The 25,019-nt window shown below is 41.1% G+C and carries 17 protein-coding genes; 15 read left to right on the top strand and 2 right to left on the bottom strand.

What is annotated here, in order from left to right; all coding sequences use genetic code 11:
- Positions 1-527: 527 nt before the first annotated feature.
- Positions 528-1,220, top strand: coding sequence for an A/G-specific adenine glycosylase (locus HXY43_RS14070; protein WP_290883826.1), 693 nt, complete (start codon positions 528-530; stop codon positions 1,218-1,220).
- 89 nt (positions 1,221-1,309) lie between these two features.
- Here HXY43_RS14070 and HXY43_RS14065 read toward each other — a convergent pair whose 3' ends face one another.
- Positions 1,310-2,281, bottom strand: coding sequence for a PrsW family glutamic-type intramembrane protease (locus HXY43_RS14065; RefSeq protein ID WP_290883824.1), 972 nt, complete (start codon positions 2,279-2,281; stop codon positions 1,310-1,312).
- 9 nt (positions 2,282-2,290) lie between these two features.
- On the bottom strand, positions 2,291-3,205 hold the full coding sequence (locus HXY43_RS14060; protein ID WP_290883822.1) for a class I SAM-dependent methyltransferase: 915 nt from the start codon (positions 3,203-3,205) through the stop codon (positions 2,291-2,293).
- A 763-nt stretch (positions 3,206-3,968) separates the two neighbouring features.
- On the opposite strand from HXY43_RS14060, the gene HXY43_RS14055 reads away from it, so the two are divergent.
- The 14 genes from HXY43_RS14055 (at position 3,969) to HXY43_RS13990 (ending at position 25,017) form a co-directional block, all read left to right on the top strand.
- Positions 3,969-6,575 (top strand): M1 family metallopeptidase, encoded by a 2,607-nt coding sequence (locus tag HXY43_RS14055; RefSeq protein WP_290883820.1) that lies wholly within the window; start codon positions 3,969-3,971, stop codon positions 6,573-6,575.
- 1,271 nt (positions 6,576-7,846) lie between these two features.
- On the top strand, positions 7,847-9,082 hold the full coding sequence (locus tag HXY43_RS14050; protein WP_290883818.1) for a glycosyltransferase: 1,236 nt from the start codon (positions 7,847-7,849) through the stop codon (positions 9,080-9,082).
- Between the two features lie 69 nt (positions 9,083-9,151).
- The gene (locus HXY43_RS14045) at positions 9,152-10,342 is read left to right on the top strand and encodes a glycosyltransferase family 4 protein (protein WP_290883816.1); all 1,191 of its coding nucleotides are present in this window, start codon (positions 9,152-9,154) and stop codon (positions 10,340-10,342) included.
- Positions 10,343-10,446: 104 nt separating this feature from the next.
- The gene (locus tag HXY43_RS14040; protein WP_290883814.1) at positions 10,447-12,630 is read left to right on the top strand and encodes a tyrosine-protein kinase family protein; all 2,184 of its coding nucleotides are present in this window, start codon (positions 10,447-10,449) and stop codon (positions 12,628-12,630) included.
- Positions 12,631-12,632: 2 nt separating this feature from the next.
- Positions 12,633-14,048 (top strand): O-antigen ligase, encoded by a 1,416-nt coding sequence (locus HXY43_RS14035; protein WP_290883841.1) that lies wholly within the window; start codon positions 12,633-12,635, stop codon positions 14,046-14,048.
- A 138-nt stretch (positions 14,049-14,186) separates the two neighbouring features.
- The gene (locus tag HXY43_RS14030; protein ID WP_290883812.1) at positions 14,187-14,792 is read left to right on the top strand and encodes a DapH/DapD/GlmU-related protein; all 606 of its coding nucleotides are present in this window, start codon (positions 14,187-14,189) and stop codon (positions 14,790-14,792) included.
- 298 nt (positions 14,793-15,090) lie between these two features.
- A complete protein-coding gene (locus HXY43_RS14025; RefSeq protein WP_290883810.1) occupies positions 15,091-16,101 on the top strand; it encodes a glycosyltransferase in 1,011 nt (336 codons plus the stop codon).
- Positions 16,102-16,191: 90 nt separating this feature from the next.
- On the top strand, positions 16,192-17,649 hold the full coding sequence (locus HXY43_RS14020) for a glycosyltransferase family 4 protein (protein WP_290883808.1): 1,458 nt from the start codon (positions 16,192-16,194) through the stop codon (positions 17,647-17,649).
- 76 nt (positions 17,650-17,725) lie between these two features.
- Positions 17,726-18,682: a glycosyltransferase family A protein gene (locus HXY43_RS14015; RefSeq protein WP_290883806.1), complete on the top strand. Its 957-nt coding sequence runs from the start codon at positions 17,726-17,728 to the stop codon at positions 18,680-18,682.
- A 78-nt stretch (positions 18,683-18,760) separates the two neighbouring features.
- Entirely contained in the window at positions 18,761-19,588 is an 828-nt protein-coding gene (locus tag HXY43_RS14010) for an ABC transporter permease (RefSeq protein WP_290883804.1), read from the top strand.
- Positions 19,589-19,616: 28 nt separating this feature from the next.
- Complete coding sequence (locus tag HXY43_RS14005; RefSeq protein WP_290883802.1) at positions 19,617-20,897, top strand: ABC transporter ATP-binding protein; 1,281 nt, start codon at positions 19,617-19,619, stop codon at positions 20,895-20,897.
- A gap of 55 nt (positions 20,898-20,952) precedes the next feature.
- Positions 20,953-22,185, top strand: coding sequence for a glycosyltransferase family 4 protein (locus HXY43_RS14000; RefSeq protein ID WP_290883800.1), 1,233 nt, complete (start codon positions 20,953-20,955; stop codon positions 22,183-22,185).
- 5 nt (positions 22,186-22,190) lie between these two features.
- Positions 22,191-23,084, top strand: coding sequence for a glycosyltransferase family 2 protein (locus HXY43_RS13995; RefSeq protein ID WP_290883798.1), 894 nt, complete (start codon positions 22,191-22,193; stop codon positions 23,082-23,084).
- A 100-nt stretch (positions 23,085-23,184) separates the two neighbouring features.
- Complete coding sequence (locus tag HXY43_RS13990; RefSeq protein ID WP_290883796.1) at positions 23,185-25,017, top strand: glycosyltransferase; 1,833 nt, start codon at positions 23,185-23,187, stop codon at positions 25,015-25,017.
- Positions 25,018-25,019 lie beyond the last annotated feature (2 nt).

Below are 25,019 nucleotides of genomic sequence, written 5' to 3'. Positions count from 1 at the left end.
ACTACAGATTGTCTCAACATCTGTGGTCAACATAATTAAACGTAAAATATCTTGTATTTTATACGGGCGGGCAGGATGCCCACCCTACAATATTATTAAAGCTCTTGTGGGGTGGGCTTCTAGCCCGCACTGTTTTTAGTTTATTTATGCCTTTCTACTTAATAGTAATGCGTGTTGCTTCTTAACGGGTTTATAAATTTTTAACAATACCGAATTACCATAACTATTAGTAAATATTTATACTTACAACTAGATGAGAGAGCTAAGAAAGAAGAAAGAAAACTTGCTAATTTGGGACTATACCTTTTAAAACTCGGACTTGAATATGAGAAGCAGCAAAGCTCTCAAGGAGAAGTTGAGAGCTAACACAGGGGTATAACAAAAGGCAAACTCAAGGGGAGTAGTAACACTCCACTCACTTAAGAAAGCTCAAACTTTCCAACGAAGTGGGACTTTTTAACAGCCATCTCAGCTAGATCCCTACTTAGGCGAAACTGCGATCGCTCTATTTTATAAACCCATCTCCCATGCAACTTGATGAAGCCAAACTCAAATGGTTTCGCCGCCAGTTGCTAGCTTGGGCAAAGCTGCACCGCAGGCAGTTTCCTTGGCGTAGCACGAAAGATCCCTATGCCATCTTGGTGGCTGAGTTTCTGCTGCAAAAGACTAATGCGCCTTTAGTTGTTCCTCTGTACCAGGTGTTTATGGAGAAATTTCCCACTGCCAGCGCCTTAGCAACAGCACCAGTTGAACAGGTAGCCGACTTATTACGGCCCTTGGGCCTTTCCTTTCGAGCCGAAAGACTGCATCATTCAGCACAACTGATTATGGAACAATACGGTGGGAAAATCCCTCAAAATGAAGCGGATCTGCTCAAATTGCCAGGTGTGGGTAAATACATAGCACGGTCGGTCTGTGCCAATGCCTTTGGACAGCACAAAGCTGTAATTGATACCAATGTTGCTCGGATTTTGGAGCGGTTTTTTGGATTAGAGGGTGGTCGGGTAAAGTCTCGTTCTCGCTTGCTTTGGGAAGCCTCGGAGCAAGCAGCCCCTGAGACACAAGTAGGAGCTTGGAATTTGACGCTTTTTGACTTTGGGGCGACAGTTTGCACAGCTAGAAACCCGCGCTGTTTTGAGTGTCCATTGCGACAGCAGTGTAATTATTTAGCTAACGCAGAGGAACGCAAAGTAACCGCACCAGGTAGCAGAGTTTTTTGAATTTAAATTTGTATTGAAATTTTTTCAATTTCTTGTGGAGTGGGCATCTTGCCCGCCCAGATCGTGCAATTTAAATGTGGAACAGCTTGCTAAAAATAATGGCTACGTCCTCTTTGTCGCAAGTAGTCATAAATTTTCCATGCCACTAGTCCAAACATCAAATTGAGTAGGAAACGGCTAAGTATAAACCACAAAGTATTAGGGTAAAAAAGTTGGGAGGGGCTAAAAATACTCAGACTTCTTATCAATAAAAATAGTCCAAAAATCGCATTGCCACCCAACATGAGAGCAAATATTACTAAACCTCGCTGCCAAAAACGGTGCTGGGGTGTATGACCACTAATCAGGGAAATCACTGCTTTTCTCTGTATTTTCCGTAGTAATTGTTCTAGTCGCCAGAACATCCACAACAAAAATGGAAATAAACCATAACTAAGTAAAGGCAGTGGTTCTGGATAACGCCAAGCGCTAGATAAAACATTTACAAGAGCATGGCAAATGACAGAATTGAGCCAAGCTTTGGGAATACTTGGGGTGGATTGACGTAAGTTAATGTTTAATCCAACAGACAATCCTAGGGCATATCCCCAAGGTGCAGAGAACATGGCGTGGACTGGTGTGCCAATCGCCCGCTCAAAAATTGATGCCGTGTCGTTGAAAAGATAAATCCAGTTTTCTTGAGCAGTAAACCCAAGAGCAACGGCTATGATAAACAAGAAAATGGTGCTGGGGCGTAATCGATACCTACGTTGAAAGTACCAAATAGGAACTACAACTGCTACTAATTTACAACCTTCTTCGATGGGGCCTACCTCTATTAGTTGCCGCAGGGCAATACCTGTGAGTGTGTGTCTGATTGCCCGCCAGCTTGCCCAAGAGTTGATTTGGGTTTCGACAACGAATTCTAGACTGAGGGCGACAAAACCAGATATTGCCCCGATCGCAAAAAATAACAGCAGCCGCAGCAGGGATGGAGCAGTAAAAACGCGCCCGTAGTAGTAAATCAGAAGCAGCAGGGGAGGTATCGCCGCCCACAGCAGTTCAGGGTAGAGACGTAGCATGCTACGTCTCTATACCTGAGCAATAACGGTACGATGACGAGGACTATTGCTAGTGATGTTGGGTGTTTGGAAACCCGCTTCTACTAACGCTTGCTCAATATCCAAGCTGAAGTATTCATCTAAATAGGGTTCGGTGCTTTTGAGCAGTGTCAAAACGTAAGGAGGCATTTTCTTGTAAGCTTCGGCTTTGGGGTTCATGTCCATAATTGCCAAATGCCCACCCGGACGCAGCAAACGCCGCGCTTCTGCAAAAATCTGCTGGGTGGGAGACTGGGGCAATTCGTGACACACCAAGAAAATTGAGACTAAATCAAAGCAAGCATCTGGTAATCCAGTTGCCTCGGCAGCAGCGTGAACCCAATTTATGTTGTAGTGGTGCTGTTGCGAGCGATATTGGGCAACAGCTAAGAAGTAGGGAGATAAATCTAAGCCTGTGATTTTGGCCTGGGGATAAAGTTCTTGCAGGGCAAAAGTACTCATACCCACACTACATCCCAAATCGAGGATATCTTGGGGTTGGTTGGGAATTTGCTGTTTGAGGATGTCATGGTAGCTTTGACGCAGCTTAGCATCGCCTTGCGCTCCCGCACCAGGCCAAATATTGGCGTGGACGGCATAAGCAGCAACTTCTACTTCTAGGGCTGCATCCCAGCTGAGATTGCCTTTTTCATAGGCGTGGAATGAAGTGACGTAGTACTCTGGGTAGTTTAGTTGCGACTTTTGTACTTTCGTTAGTTCGCTTTCCCAATTATGCGATCGCAGTGCTTGCACTTGGTTTCTCCAAGGCACTCCTATTTTCTCAGCCCGTTTAATCATCATTTCACGGGCTTGGTGCTTAGCTAGGTTATATAGTGGCTTGATTGCCAGTACCCCATTAATCAAGCGCGAAGATAATCCCGGAGTATTATTTACAGCCGTATTCATCAGTAAAGTTGCTCAAATAATCTGCTTTGTGTTGCAATCAGGAAAAAGCCTGTTTATCTGCATCATAGCCCTTAAGAGCAAATTCCTGAAAATCTCGTACGAATCCACTTACTCTTCTACCGTTACGTCCTACTGCCATAATATCTAAGTATTTTCTCGTTCGACGATAAAGAGTATTTTATGATAGTCGTGCCATTATTTAAGGTATTAATAAACAAAGTTTCAGAATATACGTGAATAGTCATACATTCCACTGTTATTACAGGCAGCGCCAATATCAGGATTTAACAACATTGATTTATTTTCAGGCGTTTTTATTTTATGATTACTTTTTTATGAATTTAACCTTTAAGACATGTACAAGAAGTATGTAGACGTATTGAGCTTTACTCCTCTTTATCTGTTAGCTTAGTAGAATTTGCTACCAAAAGTTAGTAAATAAAAATACTTGAATCGTAAAGAGTTCCCAAAGTTACTAGATATGAAGATAAAATCTGAGAGTAGGCCTGTTCTTCATCGAAAAAAAATTAATATTAACAATATCAGCAGGCTATCCTAAGCTATATGAATGTGTTGGAGTATTTTTACTCAATAACACGTAGAACTTAAAACACTCTTGATTGCATGACAACAAAGTGGGTGCATCTGGGGTGAATTTAGGAAATACATGCAACGTAGCAATTTTTCTTTTGTTCATGCAGTTTTCTTTTTTCTTTACTAAATCTATTTAGAGTTATCAGGATTACAAGGTAAGTAGGCATCCATGTCCAACTCTTATTTTGATACAGAAAATAACCGCTATAAATCTTTTGAGCTACCAGGGTCAAGACCACATTACAATCCCGATCGCCCTGGACAGGTTGAGCATATTTTTCTTGACCTCAATCTGAATATTCACAACCAAAGTATTCAGGGCCAGTGCAACATTACTTTGTTGCCTATCCGTAACGGCATTGACCGTTTGACATTGGATGCTGTGAACTTGAACATTGAATCTGTGCAGGTGGATGAAGTACCGCAGAAGTTTGATTACGACGGGCAAAAACTGTCAATTCAACTCGATTCTCCGACACTCATCGATCGGCGAATTGCGATCGCGATCGCCTACTCGCTAGAAAAACCTCAACGCGGTATTTACTTTATTCAACCAGACAAACACTATCCCCATAAACCCACCCAAGTCTGGACACAGGGAGAAGATGAAGACTCGCGCTTTTGGTTTCCCTGTTTTGATTACCCAGGACAATTGTCTACTTCTGAAATTCGCGTTCGTGTTCCCAAACCTTTTCTGGCGATCTCCAATGGCGAACTCATTGCTACAGAAGCAGACAGCGATAGCAAAATCTACCACTGGTTGCAGCAGCAAGTACATCCTACCTATTTGATGACGCTGGCGGTAGGTGACTTTGCCGAAATTCGAGATGAGTGGAACGGCAAACCCGTCACCTACTACGTGGAAAAGGGACGGGAAGCAGACGCCAAACGCAGTATGGGTAAAACTCCGCAAATGATGGAGTTTTTAAGCGAAAAGTATGGTTATCCTTATGCCTACCCCAAATACGCGCAAGTTTGCGTAGATGACTTTATCTTTGGTGGCATGGAAAACACCTCAGCTACGCTGTTAACCGATCGATGTTTGCTGGATGAGAAGGCTGCACTAGATAATCGCAACACGGAAAGTTTGGTTGTTCACGAACTAGCACACCAGTGGTTCGGTGACTTAATCGTGATTAAGCACTGGTCTCATGCTTGGGTTAAGGAAGGAATGGCTTCTTACTCAGAAGTGATGTGGACAGAACACGAATACGGTACAGATGAGGCAGCCTATTACCGCTTGCTAGAAGCCCGCAGTTATCAAGCGGAAGATAGCAGTCGCTACCGCCGTCCGATGGTGACGCACGTTTACCGGGAAGCGATCGAACTTTATGACCGCCACATCTACGAAAAAGGGTCTTGTGTTTATCACATGATCCGGGCGGAATTGGGCGAAGAACTGTTTTGGAAAGCCATGAAAACATTTGTGCAGGACAACGCCCATCAAACTGTAGAAACAATAGATTTGTTGCGGGCAATCGAAAAGGCTACTGGGCGCAATCTCTTGTTTCTGTTCGATCAATATGTTTACCGTGGCGGCCATCCTGATTTTAAAGTGGCTTACTCTTGGGATGGAGACGCAAATTTGGCAAAGATAACAGTGACTCAAACTCAAGCTAAATCAGATCAAAATGGCAGTAATAGCAATTTGTTTGATCTGCGCATCCCGATTGGTTTTGGGTACAAACATGCAGAGAAGCAAAATGATGCATCTTCTGAGTTAAAAATTTTCAAGGTGCGGGTTCACGAACGCGAACAAAGCTTCTACTTCCCACTCGAAGAAAAACCTCAGTTTGTTAGCTTTGATGTTGGCAATAATTTCTTGAAAACTGTCGAGTTAGAATATCCAATACCAGAGTTGAGAGCGCAGTTAGAATGCGATCCCAACCCCACCTCCCGCATTTATGCAGCGGAAGCTTTGGCGAAAAAAGGAGGGTTAGAGGTACTTAAGGCGCTGGCGGCGTCACTGCAAAATGATTCTTTTTGGGGTGTGCGCGTGGAAGTAGCCAAACAACTAGCAGAAATCAAGCTGGATCAAGCCTTTGATGCTTTGGTAGTGGGGTTAAAAGATTCCAATCCGCACGTGCGCCGGGCGGTGATACAAGCACTAGGGAAAATCAAAACTTATTCTAGTTATAAAGCTGTGAAAGCACTGGTGGAAGATGGAGATGCCAGTTACTATGTGGAAGCAACAGCTGCTCACACTATTGGTGCGATCGCTGCTGCCAATCTGGAGGAAAAACCCAAAGAAGAAAAAGTTTTGAAACTGCTGAAAACTGTTTTGGAAGAAAAAGCAGGTTGGAATGAGGTGGTACGGAGTGGTGCGATCGCTGGTTTAGCAGAACTCAAAACCTCGGAAGCAGCTTTAAATCTAATTTTGGAATACACCAAACTGGGTGTACCGCAACCTTTGCGCTTGGCTGCAATTCGCGCTTTGGGCAAAGTTTCAGTTGGTCAAACTCCTGCCAATGTAGAACGAATTTTAGAGCGTTTGAAAGAACTGGCGAAGGAAACTTTCTTTTTAACTCAACTAGCGGTACTGACAGCACTGGGAAATATGGAAACTGCCAAAGCGATCGCCATTTTGCGATCGCTCGCTGACCAAACAGCAGATGGGCGCGTGCGTCGCTATGCTGAAGAAGAAATTGCTAAGGTGCAAAAGAATATTGGTACAGACAGTGCTGTTAAACAATTGCGTGAAGAACTCGACCAACTCAAGCAACAAAATCAAGAATTGAGAAGCCGCCTGGAAAACTTGGAAGCAAAATCTAAGTAGCAGCTTGAATCAAAAAGCTTTGTACTTTGACCAGACGCGAAATTTCGTGTCTGGTCAATTTGTTGTATTGTTAACAAAAATACAAAATGAAATTTAGTTTTAAGTTGATATCTCAAACTCCTACCATTGCATTGGTTTGTTGGGAGTTTATATGCTGCGATCGCCATCTTACGAGAAGCTATTAAGTAGGTCAACATAATTAAACGGGCGGGCTAGAAACCCACTCCACAATATTATTAAAGCTCTTGTGGGGTGGGCATCCTGCCCGCCCCGTTTTTAGTTTATTTATGGCTTTCTACTTATTACCTCTAATATCATATCCGGTAAATCACTTATAAAACATCGATGGGTAATAGGGAGTGGGAACTAGGGACTGGGGAATAGGGACTAGGGAATAGGGATTAGGAATTAATAAATCTTAATATTGCCCGATACCCAATCCCCGATACCCAATCCCCAATCACCAATTAGCAGCCTAGGCGACAGTATAACTATTCAAGCGGGTATTCTATAAGCTGTTGCTATCAACAACGAGTTATATAGCGTTTATTAAGCAACTGAGGTACACCTAAATCTTTTTTACCAAGGTTAGTAGTTTTGAAAACGTACCTCACCAGGTCGGAAACCGCTATAAGTATTAATTCTTACTTAATAATACTAATTCTGAGTCTTTAGTTTCGTCTCAGAATACCTAATTTAAACAGTTAACAACACTCTAATAACTCATAAATGTACTGTTTCAAATATTTTTATGCCCTAAGGTCTATAAAATTATTCACGAAGTTTTTTAGACTTGTTCTTATCAAATGTGATGAATCAAAATAGCAAAACACGCTAACATTGTATCATGTGGCTTAAATTTGCTATATGAATTTTGCGTGAATTCATATAAATTCTTCGTGAAGCTTAGTCTAGTGGTGTGAGAGGGAACGTTACACATATTAAGAATTGATAGGTGTAACGAAGTTTTCATGTAGAAAACACAAAGTTTTTGGTTTTTTTGAATGTAAAAAGTATTCTCAGCATTGAGAAAAAAGTTGTTCTCGATTTTAGTACCTGAAGTTGCCTGCATTTGTGGATATACGTAAATCTGTTCTGATGATTTTTGAACAGTTCCATCCAAGCAGTACTACTCTGTTGAGGAATGCGAAATGAAAGTGATTTTTTTACACAAGCATGACACTACCGAGAGGTACAATCAAACTTTTTGAATATTTTCCAGTAATAAAAACATCTCGGTAATTGCACACAACTTGTGCAGGATGGTTGTTATGCAGAAGCCTGTTCTGACTATTTTTTACCAGTTCAATCCTTGGAACACGACTATTGGTGGAATTCAGACACTGATAAATATTTTTATCAAGTATGCTCCCGTCGAGTTTGATGTACGGCTGGTAGGAACAGGATGCGATCCCAACCAACCCGCAGGTAAATGGCAAAAAGCAGAATACGCAGGTAAGGCAATTTATTTCCTGCCTTTATTTACTTTGCACAATGATAACGTTAGGAGTGCAGTGCCTACTACACTCAAGTACACAGTTGCTTTGTTTGGGCGTTGCTATGCCTCAGACTTCATGCACTTTCATCGCTTGGAGCCAACTTTAGCAACCCTGAACTGGCAGGGAGAGAAAACTCTGTTTGTTCACAATGATATTCAAACGCAAATGCAAGCTGCGGGCGATCAAAAGGCGATACTGTGGCGAAAATTTCCAGCAGCATATTTTGCTTTGGAAAAGTTTTTGATTGGGCAGTTTAGCCAAATTCTGTCATGCAATAGTAATTCCACAGAATTATATCGACAGCGTTATCCAGAGATAGCAGAGCGTGTCTCTAACATTAAAAATTCATACGATAGCGAGATTTTTTATCCGGTCAGTCAACAAGAGCGCGAAACTTCCAGACAGGAGTTGGTATATCGAATGTGTTTGGATGGGGAAACACGTTTTGTCTTGTTTGCAGGTCGGTTGCATCCACAAAAAGATCCAATTCTGCTGGTACGCGCTTTTGCAGCTTTGAATGAACCAAAAGTTCACTTACTGATAGTAGGTGATGGGGAGTTAGCCACAGAAGTAGGTAGAGAAATTGAGCAGTTGAGATTATCTAGTCGGGTGACGATGCTTGGGCCTGTTGCTCAAGCCGAACTCGCACAGTTGCATCGTGTTTGCAGTGCCTTTATTCTCAGCAGTGCATACGAAGGTTTACCCTTGGTAGCGCTAGAGGCACTTGCCAGTGGAACTCCAGTAGTAACAACTAAATGCGGTGAAACACCAAAACTGCTTGCTACTGACAGTGGAGTTGTTTGCGAGGAAAGAACGCCAACATCCATAGCCAATGCTTTACGCCAAGTATTGCAGCATCCAGAAAATTATCCCGCCGACGCTTGTGTGCGGACTGTACAACCCTATGCTGCACGCATTGTTGTCAATGACATCTACCAGCAAATGTGGCAAAGCTGGGAACAGCGACTCAAAAAGGATGTGAACAGTATTCATAAAACCTATTGGTAGCTATCCCAAGATTCAAATTGTTGTACGTATTTCAGCTTGTACACTATAGCACGAGCATTACTGATTAGTATGAGAATTGTTGTTATCGGTGCAAAAGGTCTACCTCCAAAACAGGGCGGTATTGAACATTACTGTGCAGAAGTCTATCCGCGCATGGTCGCGCAGGGTCACACCGTAGATTTATATGCTCGCTGTTCCTATACCGAAAGTTCCTGGATTGACCATTATGATTTTCAGGGGGTAAGAGTTACTTCGTTACCTGGTTTAGAACTCAGAGGTGTGGACGCTTTTATTACCTCAGCACTAGGTGCGATCGCTACAACTGGTAATAAATACGATATTGCTCATTTCCACGCTCTTGGCCCATCTCTGTTTACTGGTTTAGCCAGAATTACTAGTCCTGCCAAGGTTGTCGTCACCTGTCAGGGGTTAGACTGGCAGCGTGCTAAGTGGGGCAGTTTTTCTACTCAGCTAATTCATCTGGGTGAAAAGGCAGCAGTACGTTTTGCTCACGGAATCATTGTGGTATCGGATGCGCTCAAGTCCTACTTTTTACAAACCTATGGTCGGGAAACAATCTACATTCCCAACGCTCCAGCCTGCTATGGTGAGTCAGACCCAAATTTTACCTACGGAACTCAGCTAGGTCTAGAGCCAGGACGCTACATCTTATTTGTGGGCAGATTGGTACCAGAAAAGCGTCCTGACTTACTCGTCGAAGCCTTCAGCACTTTGAAACCAAAGGGATGGAAACTAGTTATAGCTGGAGGTGTCAGCGATACAAGATCCTTCACAGCCAAGCTATTAGAAAAGATTGCCAGCAACCGCGACATCGTATTTGCAGGAGAGTTACGGGGCCCTCGTCTGTGGGAGATTGTTCGAGGTGCGGGGTTGTTTGTTCTGCCTTCTGATTTAGAGGGGCTTCCTTTGGTGATGTTAGAGGCAATGCAAGAAGGAATACCAGTACTGGGAAGTGATATTCCACCCCACCAGCAATTGATTAGTCGGGGAAGGGGAATGCTTTTTGAGGCTGGAAACCTCGACTCTTGTGTTCGTTCCCTAGATTGGGCAATTCATCACCCAACAGCAATGGCTGCTATGGCTCAGAAAGCCCAAAAACACGTGCAACTTTATTACAGCTGGGATCGCATTACTTCTGAAACGTTGAAACTATATACAAGTCTTTTGAATTTACCTGAGTCAGTAGATATACGACAGCCTAGTTCTACCAAACTTGCTGGGATTGTTAGTAAAGAATAACTTGTCATTCGTCATTTGTCCTTTGTCTTTTGTACAAATCTAATCACTAATGACTAATGACCAATGACCATTGACTAATGACTAATTAGATAAAGGTAGATGTAATGGAAAAAGGCTTTTCATCAGTATCAGCGGTGTTGAAGCGACGTGCAATACCTGCTCTGGCTACGTTTGCTGCTGTCATTGCTGGAGCGATCGCCTACCTCCAGATGGCTCCACGCAAGTACGAAACATCTGCGCGACTGATACTTGACGACAAAAGAGTAAGCGTTTCGGAATTGGGTCGCGATCTTACCCAACTACGTTCAGGTACGCCGGGTGGCCCAAACCCACTGGCTGACCAAGCAGAATTAATTAAGTCACAACGTGTTCTCCAAAAAGCGATCGCTCAGGTTGTTTCTCAATCTCAGGCTAGTTCACCCGAAACCGCGCTGACAACGGGAGAGTTTCGCCAAGATTTGAAAGTGAAAATTGTTCCAGCTACCAACATTCTAGAGGTGAGCTATGAAAACGAAGACCCTGTACTTGCTACCAATTTAGTAAATGCCGTTACCCAGGCAATGGTTGAGGATAATACTCAAATCATTCGCCAAGAAGCTGCCAGCGTACGAAAGTTTTTGCAAACAAAGGTACCAGAAGCTCGCCAGCGTCTAGAACAGGCTGAACGGATTGAAAACAAATACAGACAGGCTAGCGGTATAGTCTCCTTTGAAGAGCAAACCAAGAGCTTGGTGGATAGCCTAGCCACTTTGGAAGAACAGGAGCATACTCTTTTAGCTCAACTCCAAGAGTTGCGTTCCAAGGAAGCTTCGCTACGACAAGTGACTGAGGCCAGAGGTCTGAATAAAGCCTACGCAGCTGTACGCGGCGGTCAAAACGAAGAACTGAAGATGTTGCGTGCTAAGTTGGGGGAGTTGGAGACGAAGCTAGTTGAAGCTCGTTTGCTCTTGACAGACAATCATCCCACTGTCATTAATTTGCTTGAGCAACGAGATGGGCTGCGTGCCTTATATCAAAATGAACTGGCTCGCGTGTCGCCAGCAAATCAAGCCATCGCTTCTAATACTGTCGCCAGCGATCAAATCAGTCAAGATTTAACATCCCAACTTATCACTAATGAAGTTGAGCGTTGGGCAGTTGAAAATAAGCTCAGAGTTGTGCAAGCTAATCATGCCGATCTCCAATCTCGCTTGGCACAGCTACCTATTAAACAACAACAGTTGACTCCACTTACACGTCAACGGGAAGAAGCTGTGGAATCTTTGAAGTTACTGCAAAGCAAACTGGAAGAAGCACGAATTGCTGAAGCCCAACTGGTTGGTAATATTCAAATTATCGAAGCAGCACAAACACCAACTAAACCTACCTCACCCCACAACAAAGCTGTACTGGCGATCGCTATCTTGTTCGGAACTGCTTTAGCCACAGGCATTATACTGCTACTGGAGCTAATGGATAAAACTTTAAAGGATGCTTCCGAAGCAGAGGAACTGCTGAAGTTGCCATTGCTGGGAGTCCTACCACATCTGCCAGCTAAGACTCTTGTTCTTGAGCCATCCGAACGATTCTTAGATGATGTTAGTCTGGTTGAGCCTTACCGCATGCTTTTCAAAAATATCGAGTTTCGCAGTACTGAATCGTTGCAATTGATTGTTGTGAGTAGCACCATTTCCGGAGAGGGTAAATCCGTAGTTGCCTCACATCTAGCTGCTGTTTCTGCCATGTTATCTCGAAGGACACTGCTGATTGATGCAGATTTACGTCATCCCATGCTGCACACACTGTTTAACTTAGCTCCTCAGCCAGGAATTACAGATGCGATCGGCAAAGAAAGATCCTTAGATAGAGCAGTGCAACGAACTAAGATTCCTAACCTCTCTGTATTGACTTGTGGAGAATTGCACGGACGTCCCTCGCAGTTGCTAGAGTCAGATGCGATGAAATCTCTGCTAGCAGAAGCAGCTAGTAAATATGACTATGTCATTGTAGATACTCCTCCTCTAAGTGCTTGCGCTGATGCTCATACATTGAGTAGGCAAAGCGACGGAATTGTATTGGTTACACGTCCCAGTATCACGATCAAGGAGGTTATGCAAAGAGCAGTATCAGAATTAACAAATAATCAAATCCCAATCATGGGAGTAGTTGTGAATGGAATGACAGATCAGACCGAACAATATTACCGCTATCTCGTGAACGGTTATAAACCCCTATCATCCCAGTCTAGGAGACGTTTGAGCGAAGGTAATTCCACCAAAATTGCTAACAACCGTTTGAGATCTAAATGACGATGTTGACTAATCAACGCGCACGTTCCTCTATAATGCCCCTTGTGGTTGGGTTGGCAGGTGTAGGAGTGGGTTTAGTTGCAGGATTCCTCGCAGGCGCTAAACCCCTTTACCTCTACCTAGTTCTGTTGGCAGTACCTGTGACTGTCTTCTTCTTTGCCAGGTTTGAGCAAACCGTACTGGGTCTACTGATTCTACGTACTTCTCTCGATCCTTTCTCTGCTCAGCAGATACCAGCTGCGTTTGCTGTAGGTCTAGACGCTCTGACCTTACTGTACGTGACCGTGATGCTATTAGTTGGTCGGTCAGTCCGCACCGATAGTTTTTGGTGGTTTTTAGTGGGCTGGGTGATGCTACAGGGCTTATGGGTAATCCTCCTACCTATAGGAGGTCTGGGGTTAGATGGTTCGTTTTTGCCAGAAGCTATCCGCGAGTGGGTTCGTCTATTTACTTGGGTCATGGTTTACTTGCTGGTAATGCAGCTTAAAGATAGACTCTCTCCCGAAAAGGTTATTTCTAGCTTGTTCTTGGCTTTGGTTATACCGATCGCAGTAGCGCTGATACAGATTTTCCTACCTTCGCTCCTACCTCCCTTCTTAGGGGCTGGCGATGGTCGAATCAGAGGGACTATTGGTCACCCTAATGGCTTCGTAACCTTGCTGTTGCTGTTTATCGGTCTAACGTTTTGGAAGCTAAATCAGTCTAGGCAACGCTTACCCTGGCTTTTGTTGTTAGGCTTGCTGGTACTCTGTTATGTGAGCACTAAATCCCTATTTGGCTTAATGATGCTTTCTGTTTTTATTCTTGTTTTGATTGCACCTAGATTAAGCCCAGTTACCCTCATTGGTGGGATGCTATTGGTTGCACTAGTCATAGGACTATTTGCCAGTTCAGAGTATGGACAACATCGCCTCACCTCGATCGCTAACACGCCCCTACTCAATCCGGACATTGATATATCACGGGCGATTCTTCTGTCACAAGGAGACATGAACAGCTTCAACTGGCGGCTTTCTCAATGGAATTTAATACTCAACCGCTGGCAGTACTACCCAATTTTCGGTTACGGTTTGGGGTTGAGCATTCCAGTAGCTGGCAATGGAGCTTATCCCCACAATGATTACCTCAGGGCATTGGTAGAAGGAGGAATCGTAGGTTTGGTAGCTTTTCTGATCTTTCTCGTTGCTCAGGGTGTGCGTCTTGTCCAGTTGATGCGATCGGCACCTCGTGGAAGTGCAAAGCGGAACCTGTGTTACATCATGTTAGCTGTTTTTCTCTCTATGCCAGTGGCAATGATTACTGAGAACATCTGGAGTCATACTACTCTCTTTTTCTACTGGATGATTCTGATGGCGATCGCTGGCTGGGACTGGAACGATTTGGGATCTACAAAGACTACTGTATCGGTTAGTCCTTAGGCGCTGCTGATGTCATAGGTGAAATTCAGACTGTGATAACAGCCTTTCACAAGTATTACTCTGGTCTAAACATTAGCTTGAATACTTGTTTTTTTCACTGATTATTTAGCAATCCAAGCAATAGCAAGGAAACTATCAATGAATGCTGAACTCAAACCCAATGCCAAACTTCAGAGATTTAAAATTAAGGATTCTCAAGACAAGATGAATTACTTTATGAAGTATGTTTTCCAAGATTGGAAAGCTAACAAAGAAGGAAACTCTAAGTCACGATTCATAGTATTTATGTTTCGTATAGCACAATTATTCAGATGTTTACCCACATCTTTTTATGTGTTATCCATCTTTTATCGAATATTGTACACACTAATAGTTGAGTGGATATTAGGGGTTGAGTTACCTTGGGACACTAATATAGGACCAAATCTTAAAGTTATTCACGGTGTAGGTTTGGTGGTCAATCATGAATCGGTAATTGGTGCAAATTGTACCTTAAGACATTCCACAACTATTGGTAATAAAAAACTACCAGATGGTTCATATAGTGCCTCCCCAAAAATTGGTAATAATGTAGATATTGGAGCAAATGTTGTGATTATCGGTCCAATTACAATTGGCGATAATGCTGTGATTGGAGCAGGTTCCGTTGTTGTTAAAGATGTTCCTGAGGGGGCAGTAGTTGCAGGAAACCCGGCAAGAATTATTCGCATATTAAATACCACTGTGCCTGCTGTTGGCAAGTAAAAAGTCAATGATTTTAAATTGGCAGGATTATCAATACTTCGAAAACCTATTTAGTGAATAAAAAACGTTGATTTTTTCACGCTTTATGAAGATTTTCGCCAAGAAATACTTAGAAAAAAACTTCACTTGGAGAATGGGATTTGGAAAACACTGCAATGGTTATTTAAGAAATTAACTTTTGGAAAATTTGAGTTAGGGCTGACAGAATACTTTATTCTTTTAAAAAAGAAGCAGATTTAATTAGTTTTGCTCCAATTGACGATAATTGGTACAAATTGTACTTTAAGGGACTCAAGCTATGCCAAAGGTTTCTGTTATTATTCCTGCGTACAATTCAATGAAGTATCTCCCAGAAACTGTGGAGAGCATTTTGCAGCAAACATTTACTGATTTTGAAGTATTAATTATTAATGATGGTAGTTATGACAATATTGTGCAATGGGCTTCTGGGCTAATAGATCCACGAATAAAACTCATTTCGCAAAAGAACCAAGGTGTATCTGTAGCACGTAACACAGGTATTGCTCATGCTCAAGGAGAGTACATAGCATTTTTGGATGCTGATGACTTTTGGCACGCAACTAAGTTGGAAAAACAGGTACGTTGTCTAGATGATAACCAGGCTGTAGGTTTGGTACATACCTGGATGGCTTTTGTTGATAGTAACGGTAAGTCTATCGGTAGAGTCATCGCTTCTCATGCAGAGGGAGATGTATGGAAACAACTTCTTGAGTCAAATCAGATAGCATGTTCTTCTGTAATGGTGCGTCGCTGTTGTTTAGAAACAGTCGGAGGATTTGAACCAAATTTAAATTTTGCTGAAGATTGGGATTTATGGATTCGCATCTCTTGTCATTATCCCTTTGCTGTCATTAAAGAACCTCTCTATTACTATCGACAAATTCCTAATAGCTTATCCAAAAACCTACAAGTGCTGGAAGAATCTTGTCGTTTTGTCATTGAAAAAGCATTCCAATCTGCACCAGCAGAGCTACTTTTTTTGAAGAATCGCAGCTATGGTTATGCCAATCTTTGCTTGGCTTGGAAAGCTTTACAAAGTAGTGATAGAGATTACAAACGGGCAATTTATTTTTGTCAGCGAGCTATTTTCTATTATCCCAGATTACGCTACTCTCGCGAGTACATTCGCTTAAGTTTGGCAATACAAGTACTGCAATTATTTGGAAACAATGGCTATAGCAGATTGCTAAAGCTAGCATATGCCCTAAGATGCCACATTTCAAAAGTTACACAATTACATCCCATTCGTAGTTCAAAAATTATTGATGAATCTATTCATTCTGTGTAATGAGAAGTAAGCACGCTTTGTGCTTACTACAAGCCAATAAAATTTGTAGTTATCTTTTCAACAAACAGTATAATTGTGGAATTTCAAATAATGTTGAACCATATAGATACTGATTGGCAAGATGCGGCTCCGCAGAAATTGCCAGTCGCAATTAGCAAAATTGAACCAGCGATCGCCCTACTGCATTGCATGGATTTGATCGATGATTTTTTAGATCACATCAACATTTCCTTCGAGACTTACTGCAATGAGTTCGTCGGTAGCTGGATGTTTGGCTACATCAATGCCTTGAAACAGATAGGTGTCAGGACAGTTATGTTCTGCATTTCTGCTCGTTTTACTGAAGTTTCACGCTTCACCCACGTACCTACAGATACGATTATTTGCGTTTTGCCTGCTTCTAAAGCGTATCTTGCCTACCGTGCTGTTCGCCGTCAGGCACTCAGTGCTTACGGCGCAAGTGAGGGGCAGACTTTCAAAGACATCCAAGACTCCAATCCTACCCGTCGTTCTCTACTAACACAACTGAAGAATCTAGCCCAAAGTGTTGGGACTTACCTATCTACACCACTGAAATTACTTGCTCGCGAAATCCGGCGTGAAGGTTGCAGTGCAATTTTATGCCAAGAGTATGAATATGCTCGCTTTGATGCTTGCGTGCTTTTAGGAAAGCTGATGAATCTGCCAGTATTTGCGACTTTTCAAGGGGGTGACAATACACACAGTTTTCTAGAATACCCCCTGCGACAGATGGCATTTCGGGGATGTACAGGTGTAATTATCTCTACGCAAAAAGAGATTGAACGGGTTCGCGATCGCTATCAAGTACCATCTGTTAAGATAGCTCGGATTTTCGAGCCAATGGATACGGAAACATGGTACGCGCTCAACCGTAGCGAAGCACGGGCTAGATTAGGCATTCCCCTTCAGGCTAGGGTGGTGGTGTGTCACGGACGCATTGATTTTCATCGCAAGGGGCTAGATATTCTGGTAGCTGCTTGGGACAAAATTTGTCGCGATCGCCCCAATCAAGACTTGCGGTTGTTGCTTGTCGGGACAGGGCCCGACGCAGACAAACTACGTCAATGTATTGCAAAGATGCAATTGCCAGGCGTAATGTGGCGAGACGAATTTGTTAGCGATCGCGCTGTGCTTCGGCTTTACCTTTCGGCGGCTGATGTTTACACTCTGGCTTCTCGACAAGAAGGTTTTCCCATCGCACCTATTGAAGCAATGGCTTGTAGCTTGCCTGTGGTAGCGGCTGATGCTCCCGGTGTCCCTGACATTCTAGAAGGAGGGGAGATTTCTGGGGGGCTAGTTGTACCAAGGGAAGATGCAACAGCACTGGCACTAGCGCTTGGTCGTGTTTTAGATGATGAAGCTTGGGGACGTGAGATGGGCAAACGCGCTCGTCGTCGTGTGGAAGAATACTTTTCGCCTGAGGTAATTGGCAAACAATTGCGAGATTTTATGTTGAGGCAAAAGGTGGAGTTCAGCGAGACAAACACACCCCAAAAGAACCTAAGTAGGTTGGCGAAAACAAACTAAATTATATGAACTATTTTTTTCTACTACTAACCACTAACCACTAACCACTAACTACTAACTTTTCAGGAGTTCAAAAATGCCAAAAGTTTCTGTTGTCATTCCTGCCTATAATGCTATGGCTTTCTTGCCAGAAACTTTAGCAAGTGTTTTGCAGCAAACTTTCACTGATTTTGAAGTATTGATTGTTAATGATGGCAGTTCAGATAATATTATAGAGTGGGCTTCAGCTATTACAGACCCGCGAGTAAAATTAATTTCACAAGCAAACCAACGAGTCTCCTCAGCACGTAATACAGGCATCACTAATGCTCAAGGAGAGTATATAGCATTTCTAGATGCTGACGATTTATGGGAGCCAACAAAACTAGAAAAGCAGGTACGTTGTTTAGATGAGAAACCGGAAGTAGGTTTGGTATATACTTGGACGCTTTTAGTTGATAAAGAAAACAATCCTACAGGCAGAATTTTTGCTTCCCATATCGAAGGTAATGTATGGAATAAATTGCTAGAAGATGACCCAATTTCTAGTGGAAGTTCACCGATGGTTAGGCGGAGTTGCTTTGATACTGTCGGGCTATTTGATCGGAATTTGGCTTATGCACCAGATTTGGATATGTGGGTTCGCATTGCTTTTCGTTATCCCATTGCAGTAGTCAAAGAACCTCTACTGCGCTATCGGCAACTTCCTAACAGTTTCTCCAGAAACCGGGAAGGGATGATTAAAGATCTTCGCCAGGTTGTCGAGAAAACATTTGCATCTGTCCCCCTTGAGCAGTTGTATTTGAGAAATCGGTGTTATGCCAGTATATTTTTTGGTTTAGCATGGCTTGCTGTAGATGAAGGAGACTACAAAAAGGCGATTCATTTCCGCCAGCAAGCTCTTTTACACTATCCTCAACTACGCTACACCGAGAAATATCTACGTTTGAGTTTAGCGATCGCCACGATCCGTTGGTTTGGTGCTAATGGCTACGATGGAGTGCGATCCTTAACCCGTGTCTTACGCCGACGCATGCTTGGTGTCTCAGTCTAATTAGCAAAAAAACAAAGGTATGACTGGGTTTTCACAATTCAAAATCCAAAATCCAAAATGGTATTACTAGGTGAGTAGATGAACAGTAAAGAACTCGTCATCGAAGCAGGTCGGATAGAGAAGCAGTACTGGAAAGATTTATGGAGATACAGAGAGCTATTCTACTTTTTAGCTTGGCGCGATATTTTAGTGCGCTATAAGCAAACTGTCATTGGAATGGCATGGGCATTAATTCGGCCGTTTTTAACGATGGTGGTGTTCACCATTGTGTTTGGTAGTTTGGCAAAATTGCCCAGTGAAGGTGATGCGCCTTACCCAATTCTGGTTTATGCCGGTATGTTACCTTGGCAGTTTTTCTCCAGTGCGCTGACTGAATGCAGCAATAGTTTAGTTGTCAACGCCAACCTGCTTTCTAAAGTCTACTTTCCGCGTCTGATTGTGCCAACGAGTGCCGTAATTGTTAGCTTTGTAGACTTCATGATTTCAGGCATGATTTTACTGGCGCTGATGGCATGGTACAACTTTGCACCTGATTGGCGCATTTTGACACTGCCACTATTTATTCTGATTGCCTTTGCAGTGTCGATGGGTGCAGGATTGTGGCTAGCGGCTTTAACAGTGGAGTATCGTGATTTCCGCTACATAGTAACTTTTCTTGTGCAATTTGGTTTGTACATTTCTCCTGTAGGTTTTAGCAGCAAGCTTGTTCCAGAACAATGGCGATTGCTGTATTCACTCAATCCAATGGTAGGAGTAATCGACGGTTTTCGTTGGGCAATTTTAGGCGGCGAATCACATATATATTTACCTGGATTTGCATTGTCTTTGGTGATTGTGGCTCTACTTTTGTGGAGTGGAATTTGGTACTTCCGCAAGATGGAACGCACATTTGCTGACGTAATTTAAAAGCTTGGTAGAGATAGGATTTGGAGTGATGTCAGACACTGTAATTCGAGTTGAGAATTTAAGTAAAAAGTATGTCATTGCACACCAAGGACAGGTAGCTAATAACTACAAGACATTTCGCGGGGCGATGACTAATGCTGCAAAATACCTGATTACTAATCTCATGCCTCATAACAACAAAGAAGCAAACTTAAAAAGCCAGGAAGAGTTTTGGGCTTTGAAGGATGTGTCATTTGAAATTAAGCAGGGTGAGAGAGTAGGTATTATTGGACGTAATGGAGCAGGGAAATCAACACTATTAAAAATTCTCAGCAGAATTACGGAACCAACAAAAGGAACTATCCGAATCAAGGGAAGAGTTGCTAGTTTATTGGAAGTAGGAACGGGTTTTCACCCAGAACTTACTGGTAGGGAGAATATCTTCCTCAATGGTGCAATTCTGGGGATGAGCAAGGTAGAAATTCAACGCAAGTTTGATGAAATCGCAGCCTTTGCAGAAATTGAAAAATTTTTAGATACACCTGTCAAGCGCTATTCGTCAGGAATGTATGTGCGCTTAGCTTTTGCAGTAGCCGCCCACTTAGAGCCAGAAATTCTGATTGTAGATGAAGTTTTAGCAGTAGGAGATGCCCAGTTTCAAAAAAAATGCCTGGGCAAAATGGAGGATGTAGGCAAACAAGGTCGAACAGTTTTATTTGTGAGTCACAATATGGCAACTATAAACATGCTTTGTCAGAGAGCAGTTTGGTTAGTTAACGGTTGCGTACAAATTGATGGAGAAACAGAATACGTTACCAGTGAATACTTGACTTATGGAGTAAAGCATGAAGGGGAAGTAATTATTAATAGTAGTAATACAAATCAAAAATTCTATTTTAAACGAATTATTTTGTTTAATCAACAAGGAAATAAAACTTCTCTGTTTAGCGTCCGAGAACCCATCAAAATTTACCTAGAGTATCATGCTATCAAATTCATTGAGGCTTTGGAAATATCACTCAAAGTAACTAATTATTTTGGAATTACAGTATTCACTAGCCATCGTTCCTCATATATATCTTCCAAAGTTGGCGTGGGAAATCATGTTCTAGAAATTGAAATTCCTGCTCTTTTTCTAGTGCCTGGAACCTATTATATTACGATATCTGCACACATACCTAATGTTGAATTTATATGCCGAAATGAATCAATATTAACATTTGAGATTGAAGAAACAGGAAGTTATATGGCAATTTATAAAGGAAGCAACTATGGAGTTGTATTTTCAAATCTTACTTGGAAGGAAAACTGCTTAATAGTAGATAAATAAAGCTAAACTGTCTCAGATAGTTTGTGTAATGATATTGAGTTAATTTCAGCAAATTATGAATGGCAATATCTCACCAATAAAAATAGCTTTCATTTCTCACTATACAGAATTATATGGTGCGAATCGCTCACTTCTGAATCTCATAGATGGTTTGAAGTTCTATGATGTTGTCCCTTACGTTATTTCTCCTGCAAATGGCCCAATAATTGATGCCTTAAAATTCCGCAATGTCAAATATGCTATTGTTCCTATTCAGTGGTGGATAGATAATCTTAGGCATGAGGATAACCCAATCAAAAAAATATACCAAATTTCTTCATATTATCGTCAGGCTTTTAAAAGATTGTATTTAAATTTCCAGGTTATTTCCTCCTTAGCAGATATACTAAATGGATGGGATGTTGATATAATATACACAAACTCCTCTGCAACCCCAGCAGGTGCTTTAGTTGCTCAAAAGCTTGGTTTACCCCATGTTTGGCATTTGCGGGAATTTATTAACATAGATTATCAATTTCATTTTGATTGGGGAAAGTTATTAGTTAAATATATTATCAACCAAGCTGATGCACAAATTGCTATTTCTAAAGCAATTCGTTCCCATTTTGTAAATAATATTTATTCCAATCGGATTCAAGTTGTCTACAATGGTATTGCCTCAATTTCAGAATTTGATTACTTATATCAACTCGGAAACTCTTCAATAAACATTAATAGACCATACACATTTGCATTGGTTGGTGCTATTCACCCTAATAAAGGTCAAGAAGTAGCAATCAGAGCCTTAGCTCTATTAGTTAATAATTTTTTAAGAGAAATACGTCTTTTAATTGTTGGAAAGGGTGATATAGTTCCCCTCAAAAAGCTAGCCCATGAATTAGGGATTCAAAATCAAGTTGAATTTTGGGGTCATATAGACGATCCATATAAAGCTTATTTAGCTTCGGATGCTGTTCTTATGTGTTCAAAAAATGAAGGGATGGGCAGAGTTACAGTAGAAGCAATGTCTGTTTGTCGGCCTGTAATTGGTTATGATAATGCCGGCACCTCAGAGATTATTCAACATGAATATACAGGTTTGCTACATCGAGGTGAACATGAGGCACTTGCTACATGTATGAGAATATTTATTGAAAACCCTGAGTGGGCAATAAAGCTTGGTAATAACGGATGGCATTTTGCTCGTAAGGAGTTCAATACAGAAATTTATTCCGAAAAAATTTATCAAATTTTATTATCAGTACTTCAAAAAAAATATTTAACTTCCAAGGATGTGATGAAAATTTAGGAAATATGATTAGTGTTATTACCCCAGTTTACAATGGAGAAAAATTCGTTGAGTTTTGCATCAAGGTTGTCATCGACCAACAATGTCTTGATGTTGAACACATTATAGTAGATGGTAATTCAACAGACCGAACTGTAGAAATTATCAAAAAATATGCAGATAGTTATCCACATATTCGATGGATATCTGAACAAGACAAAGGACAGTCGGATGCAATGAATAAGGGAATTGCTATGGTTAGAGGAGAAATTCTCGCAATTTTGAATGTCGATGATTATTATGAGCCGAATGTGCTGAATCGAGTCTTAGAACTCTTTAAAGAGTTGCCTGTACCAAGCTTACTCGTCGGAAATTGTAATATATGGGAAGCAAAAGATAAGCTTGCCGCTGTAATCAAGCCAGCTAATTTTAATTTGAGTCATATACTTCAGGGATTGAATCTAAATAATTTTCCAGCAAATCCGTCTGCATACTTTTATCATACTTCTTTACACCAACAAGTAGGACTGTACAAAGTCGATGAACATTATGCTATGGATTTAGATTTCCTACTTAGGGCTGTTCAAGTAGCAACGGTTAAGTATGTGGATGAAACTTGGGGAAACTGGATGAGAACTGAAGGTACAAAAACTGTCACTCTCTGGCAATCGTTTGAACAAGGACAACAACTTGTAGACAAAATTCTCAGAACCTACAGAAAGGATTTGCCCTGGTTACAACGTTGGCGTATCACAATTCAATACGAACTTGATATTTTGTGGAACAGACATTTGAAGTGGAGACCTAAATACTATTTAAAAACATACTTAATTCAACAAAAAAATATACTTTTAGCACTTAGCTATAAGTTGAAGAATTTTGTAGAAATTATCAGGATTAAATTCTCGAAATACATCTAAATTAAGAAGTGCAATTGTAGGAATGGGATGATTTAACCAACATAAATATCACACTCAAATCTTAGATTAAACGCTTATAAAATAAAAAGGTGGAAAGCAAATGAACGTAGTAAGCAGAGTACAATTTCCTAAAACTGCTGAAATTTCTGATTTATACTTCAAAGTTTCTAATGATATATTAATTAATTTTGATGGAGACAAAAACCAAATTATCTTACATCAAGATAGTACCATATCTTTGAACACTTATTTCAACTCAATCTACGAAAAATACTATACAAAATATACCTCTATTAAATCACTGTATTATTTACTGAAGTTAGAGGGAGATTTTGAGGTTTTTGCTTATAGAGAAACTTCGGAAGCGAGTACAAGAGAACTTATTTTTACTCAAACTATTAAGGATTGCCAATTATCAGATTATGTGAAAGTTATTTTGCCAGAACTCAAGCAAAGCCAAGAATCTGGACGCATTTATCTGGAAATAACTTGCATCAGCAAACAAGGTTTGTTTACAGAAGGGTTAGTTGTAACTGAACAAGAAAAGTATCGGGATGTGTCATTAGCTATCATCACTTGTACGTTTAAAAAAGAAGTTTATGTAAAAAAGACAGTCAATACTATTTTGCAAGACAGTTTCTTGCAGGATAAAAAGTTCAAAGTTTTTGTAGTAGACAATGGCAGAACTCTAAATGCGAGTGATTTTAAGGACTATAGAGTTAAGCTTATTTCTAATCGCAATTTCGGTGGAAGTGGCGGTTTTACCAAAGGATTAATCGAAGCCTTACAGGAAGGCGTTTATACACACTTCTTGTTTATGGATGACGATATCGAGTTAGACAGTGAAGCTATTTATAAGCTTTTTTGTTTGTATGAGTACGCGAAGCAAGATTTTGCTGTAGCTGGTAGCATGCTGGATTCATACAAAAAACACATTTTGTATGAAGCAGGAGCAATATACAACAAATCCATCGACGATGAAGGAAAGATCAAGCAGGATAAATTCACAGGCTATCCTCTAAAGCACAATCTTGATTTACGAAATACCACCACACTGAACTCACTTTTGTTAGAAGACAATATAGATTATGGGGGATTTTGGTTTTTTGGCTTTTCTAAAGAAATTGTCGAAAGAATTGGATTACCGCTCCCCTTGTTTATCAAAATAGATGACATGGAATTTGGTTTAAGAATTAACGAACATTTTGAGAACGGAATAGTGGCTTTTCCGTCTGTAGCTGTGTGGCACGAACCCTTTTATGCTAAAAGACCTATTTGGGATTTCTACTATTACATTCGCAACCACTTAATAACCAATTCAATTCATAGTTCATTGAAATATGTGAAAACAGTTAAAATTTTCACAAATTGTATACTCTATTATTTATTCATCTTTGATTACAACTCCGCACAAATGGTAGTCAAAGGTTTTGAAGATTATATGCAAGGCCCTAATTTCATTACAAGCAATACTCCAGAGATACTGCATGCCAAGATTTTTGAATCCAGTAGAAGTTATAAAAACCAAACTATACTGACTGATTCCGTTTCAAGTAGTGAAATTTCTCAAATTACAAGAGCCGATAAAGTTCAAAAATTGGTTAGTTTGTTAACGCTTAATGGTCATTTACTCCCGCAATTTCTAATTGCTGATGAGACTGCGGTCATTCGATTTAGTGTTAAAGAAAAAGAACGTGACACCCTTTGTAAAGGGTTAGCTAAAAAAAGAATTCTTTATGTCATAGAGGAAAATCCTAACTCTTATCAGTACGAATTGGATCAAAAAGCTGGTCTTAATATTTTATTTACTTGGTTTAATTCTGCAATTAGAAGTTATGTGAGATGGTCAAGTGTCAGTGCAGAGTGGAAAAAAGCATTCAAAGATTTAACCTCTATGCAATTTTGGCAAAAGTATCTTGAACCTCAAAAATAAGA

It is taken from the genome of Fischerella sp., from assembly GCF_013388695.1.
In the GTDB taxonomy this organism is placed as follows: Bacteria; Cyanobacteriota; Cyanobacteriia; order Cyanobacteriales; family Nostocaceae; genus PCC9605.
Note: the sequence above shows the minus strand (reverse complement) of the source record. Positions and strands in the feature narration are given on the sequence as shown.

What these genes read in the sequence shown, in the direction of transcription:
- HXY43_RS14070 (WP_290883826.1), top strand. Translation starts at nt 528, where the DNA reads ATGCAACTTGATGAAGCCAAACTCAAATGGTTTCGCCGCCAGTTGCTA.
- HXY43_RS14065 (WP_290883824.1), bottom strand. Translation starts at nt 2,281, where the DNA reads ATGCTACGTCTCTACCCTGAACTGCTGTGGGCGGCGATACCTCCCCTG.
- HXY43_RS14060 (WP_290883822.1), bottom strand. Translation starts at nt 3,205, where the DNA reads ATGAATACGGCTGTAAATAATACTCCGGGATTATCTTCGCGCTTGATT.
- HXY43_RS14055 (WP_290883820.1), top strand. Translation starts at nt 3,969, where the DNA reads ATGTCCAACTCTTATTTTGATACAGAAAATAACCGCTATAAATCTTTT.
- HXY43_RS14050 (WP_290883818.1), top strand. Translation starts at nt 7,847, where the DNA reads ATGCAGAAGCCTGTTCTGACTATTTTTTACCAGTTCAATCCTTGGAAC.
- HXY43_RS14045 (WP_290883816.1), top strand. Translation starts at nt 9,152, where the DNA reads ATGAGAATTGTTGTTATCGGTGCAAAAGGTCTACCTCCAAAACAGGGC.
- HXY43_RS14040 (WP_290883814.1), top strand. Translation starts at nt 10,447, where the DNA reads ATGGAAAAAGGCTTTTCATCAGTATCAGCGGTGTTGAAGCGACGTGCA.
- HXY43_RS14035 (WP_290883841.1), top strand. Translation starts at nt 12,633, where the DNA reads ATGTTGACTAATCAACGCGCACGTTCCTCTATAATGCCCCTTGTGGTT.
- HXY43_RS14030 (WP_290883812.1), top strand. Translation starts at nt 14,187, where the DNA reads ATGAATGCTGAACTCAAACCCAATGCCAAACTTCAGAGATTTAAAATT.
- HXY43_RS14025 (WP_290883810.1), top strand. Translation starts at nt 15,091, where the DNA reads ATGCCAAAGGTTTCTGTTATTATTCCTGCGTACAATTCAATGAAGTAT.
- HXY43_RS14020 (WP_290883808.1), top strand. Translation starts at nt 16,192, where the DNA reads ATGTTGAACCATATAGATACTGATTGGCAAGATGCGGCTCCGCAGAAA.
- HXY43_RS14015 (WP_290883806.1), top strand. Translation starts at nt 17,726, where the DNA reads ATGCCAAAAGTTTCTGTTGTCATTCCTGCCTATAATGCTATGGCTTTC.
- HXY43_RS14010 (WP_290883804.1), top strand. Translation starts at nt 18,761, where the DNA reads ATGAACAGTAAAGAACTCGTCATCGAAGCAGGTCGGATAGAGAAGCAG.
- HXY43_RS14005 (WP_290883802.1), top strand. Translation starts at nt 19,617, where the DNA reads ATGTCAGACACTGTAATTCGAGTTGAGAATTTAAGTAAAAAGTATGTC.
- HXY43_RS14000 (WP_290883800.1), top strand. Translation starts at nt 20,953, where the DNA reads ATGAATGGCAATATCTCACCAATAAAAATAGCTTTCATTTCTCACTAT.
- HXY43_RS13995 (WP_290883798.1), top strand. Translation starts at nt 22,191, where the DNA reads ATGATTAGTGTTATTACCCCAGTTTACAATGGAGAAAAATTCGTTGAG.
- HXY43_RS13990 (WP_290883796.1), top strand. Translation starts at nt 23,185, where the DNA reads ATGAACGTAGTAAGCAGAGTACAATTTCCTAAAACTGCTGAAATTTCT.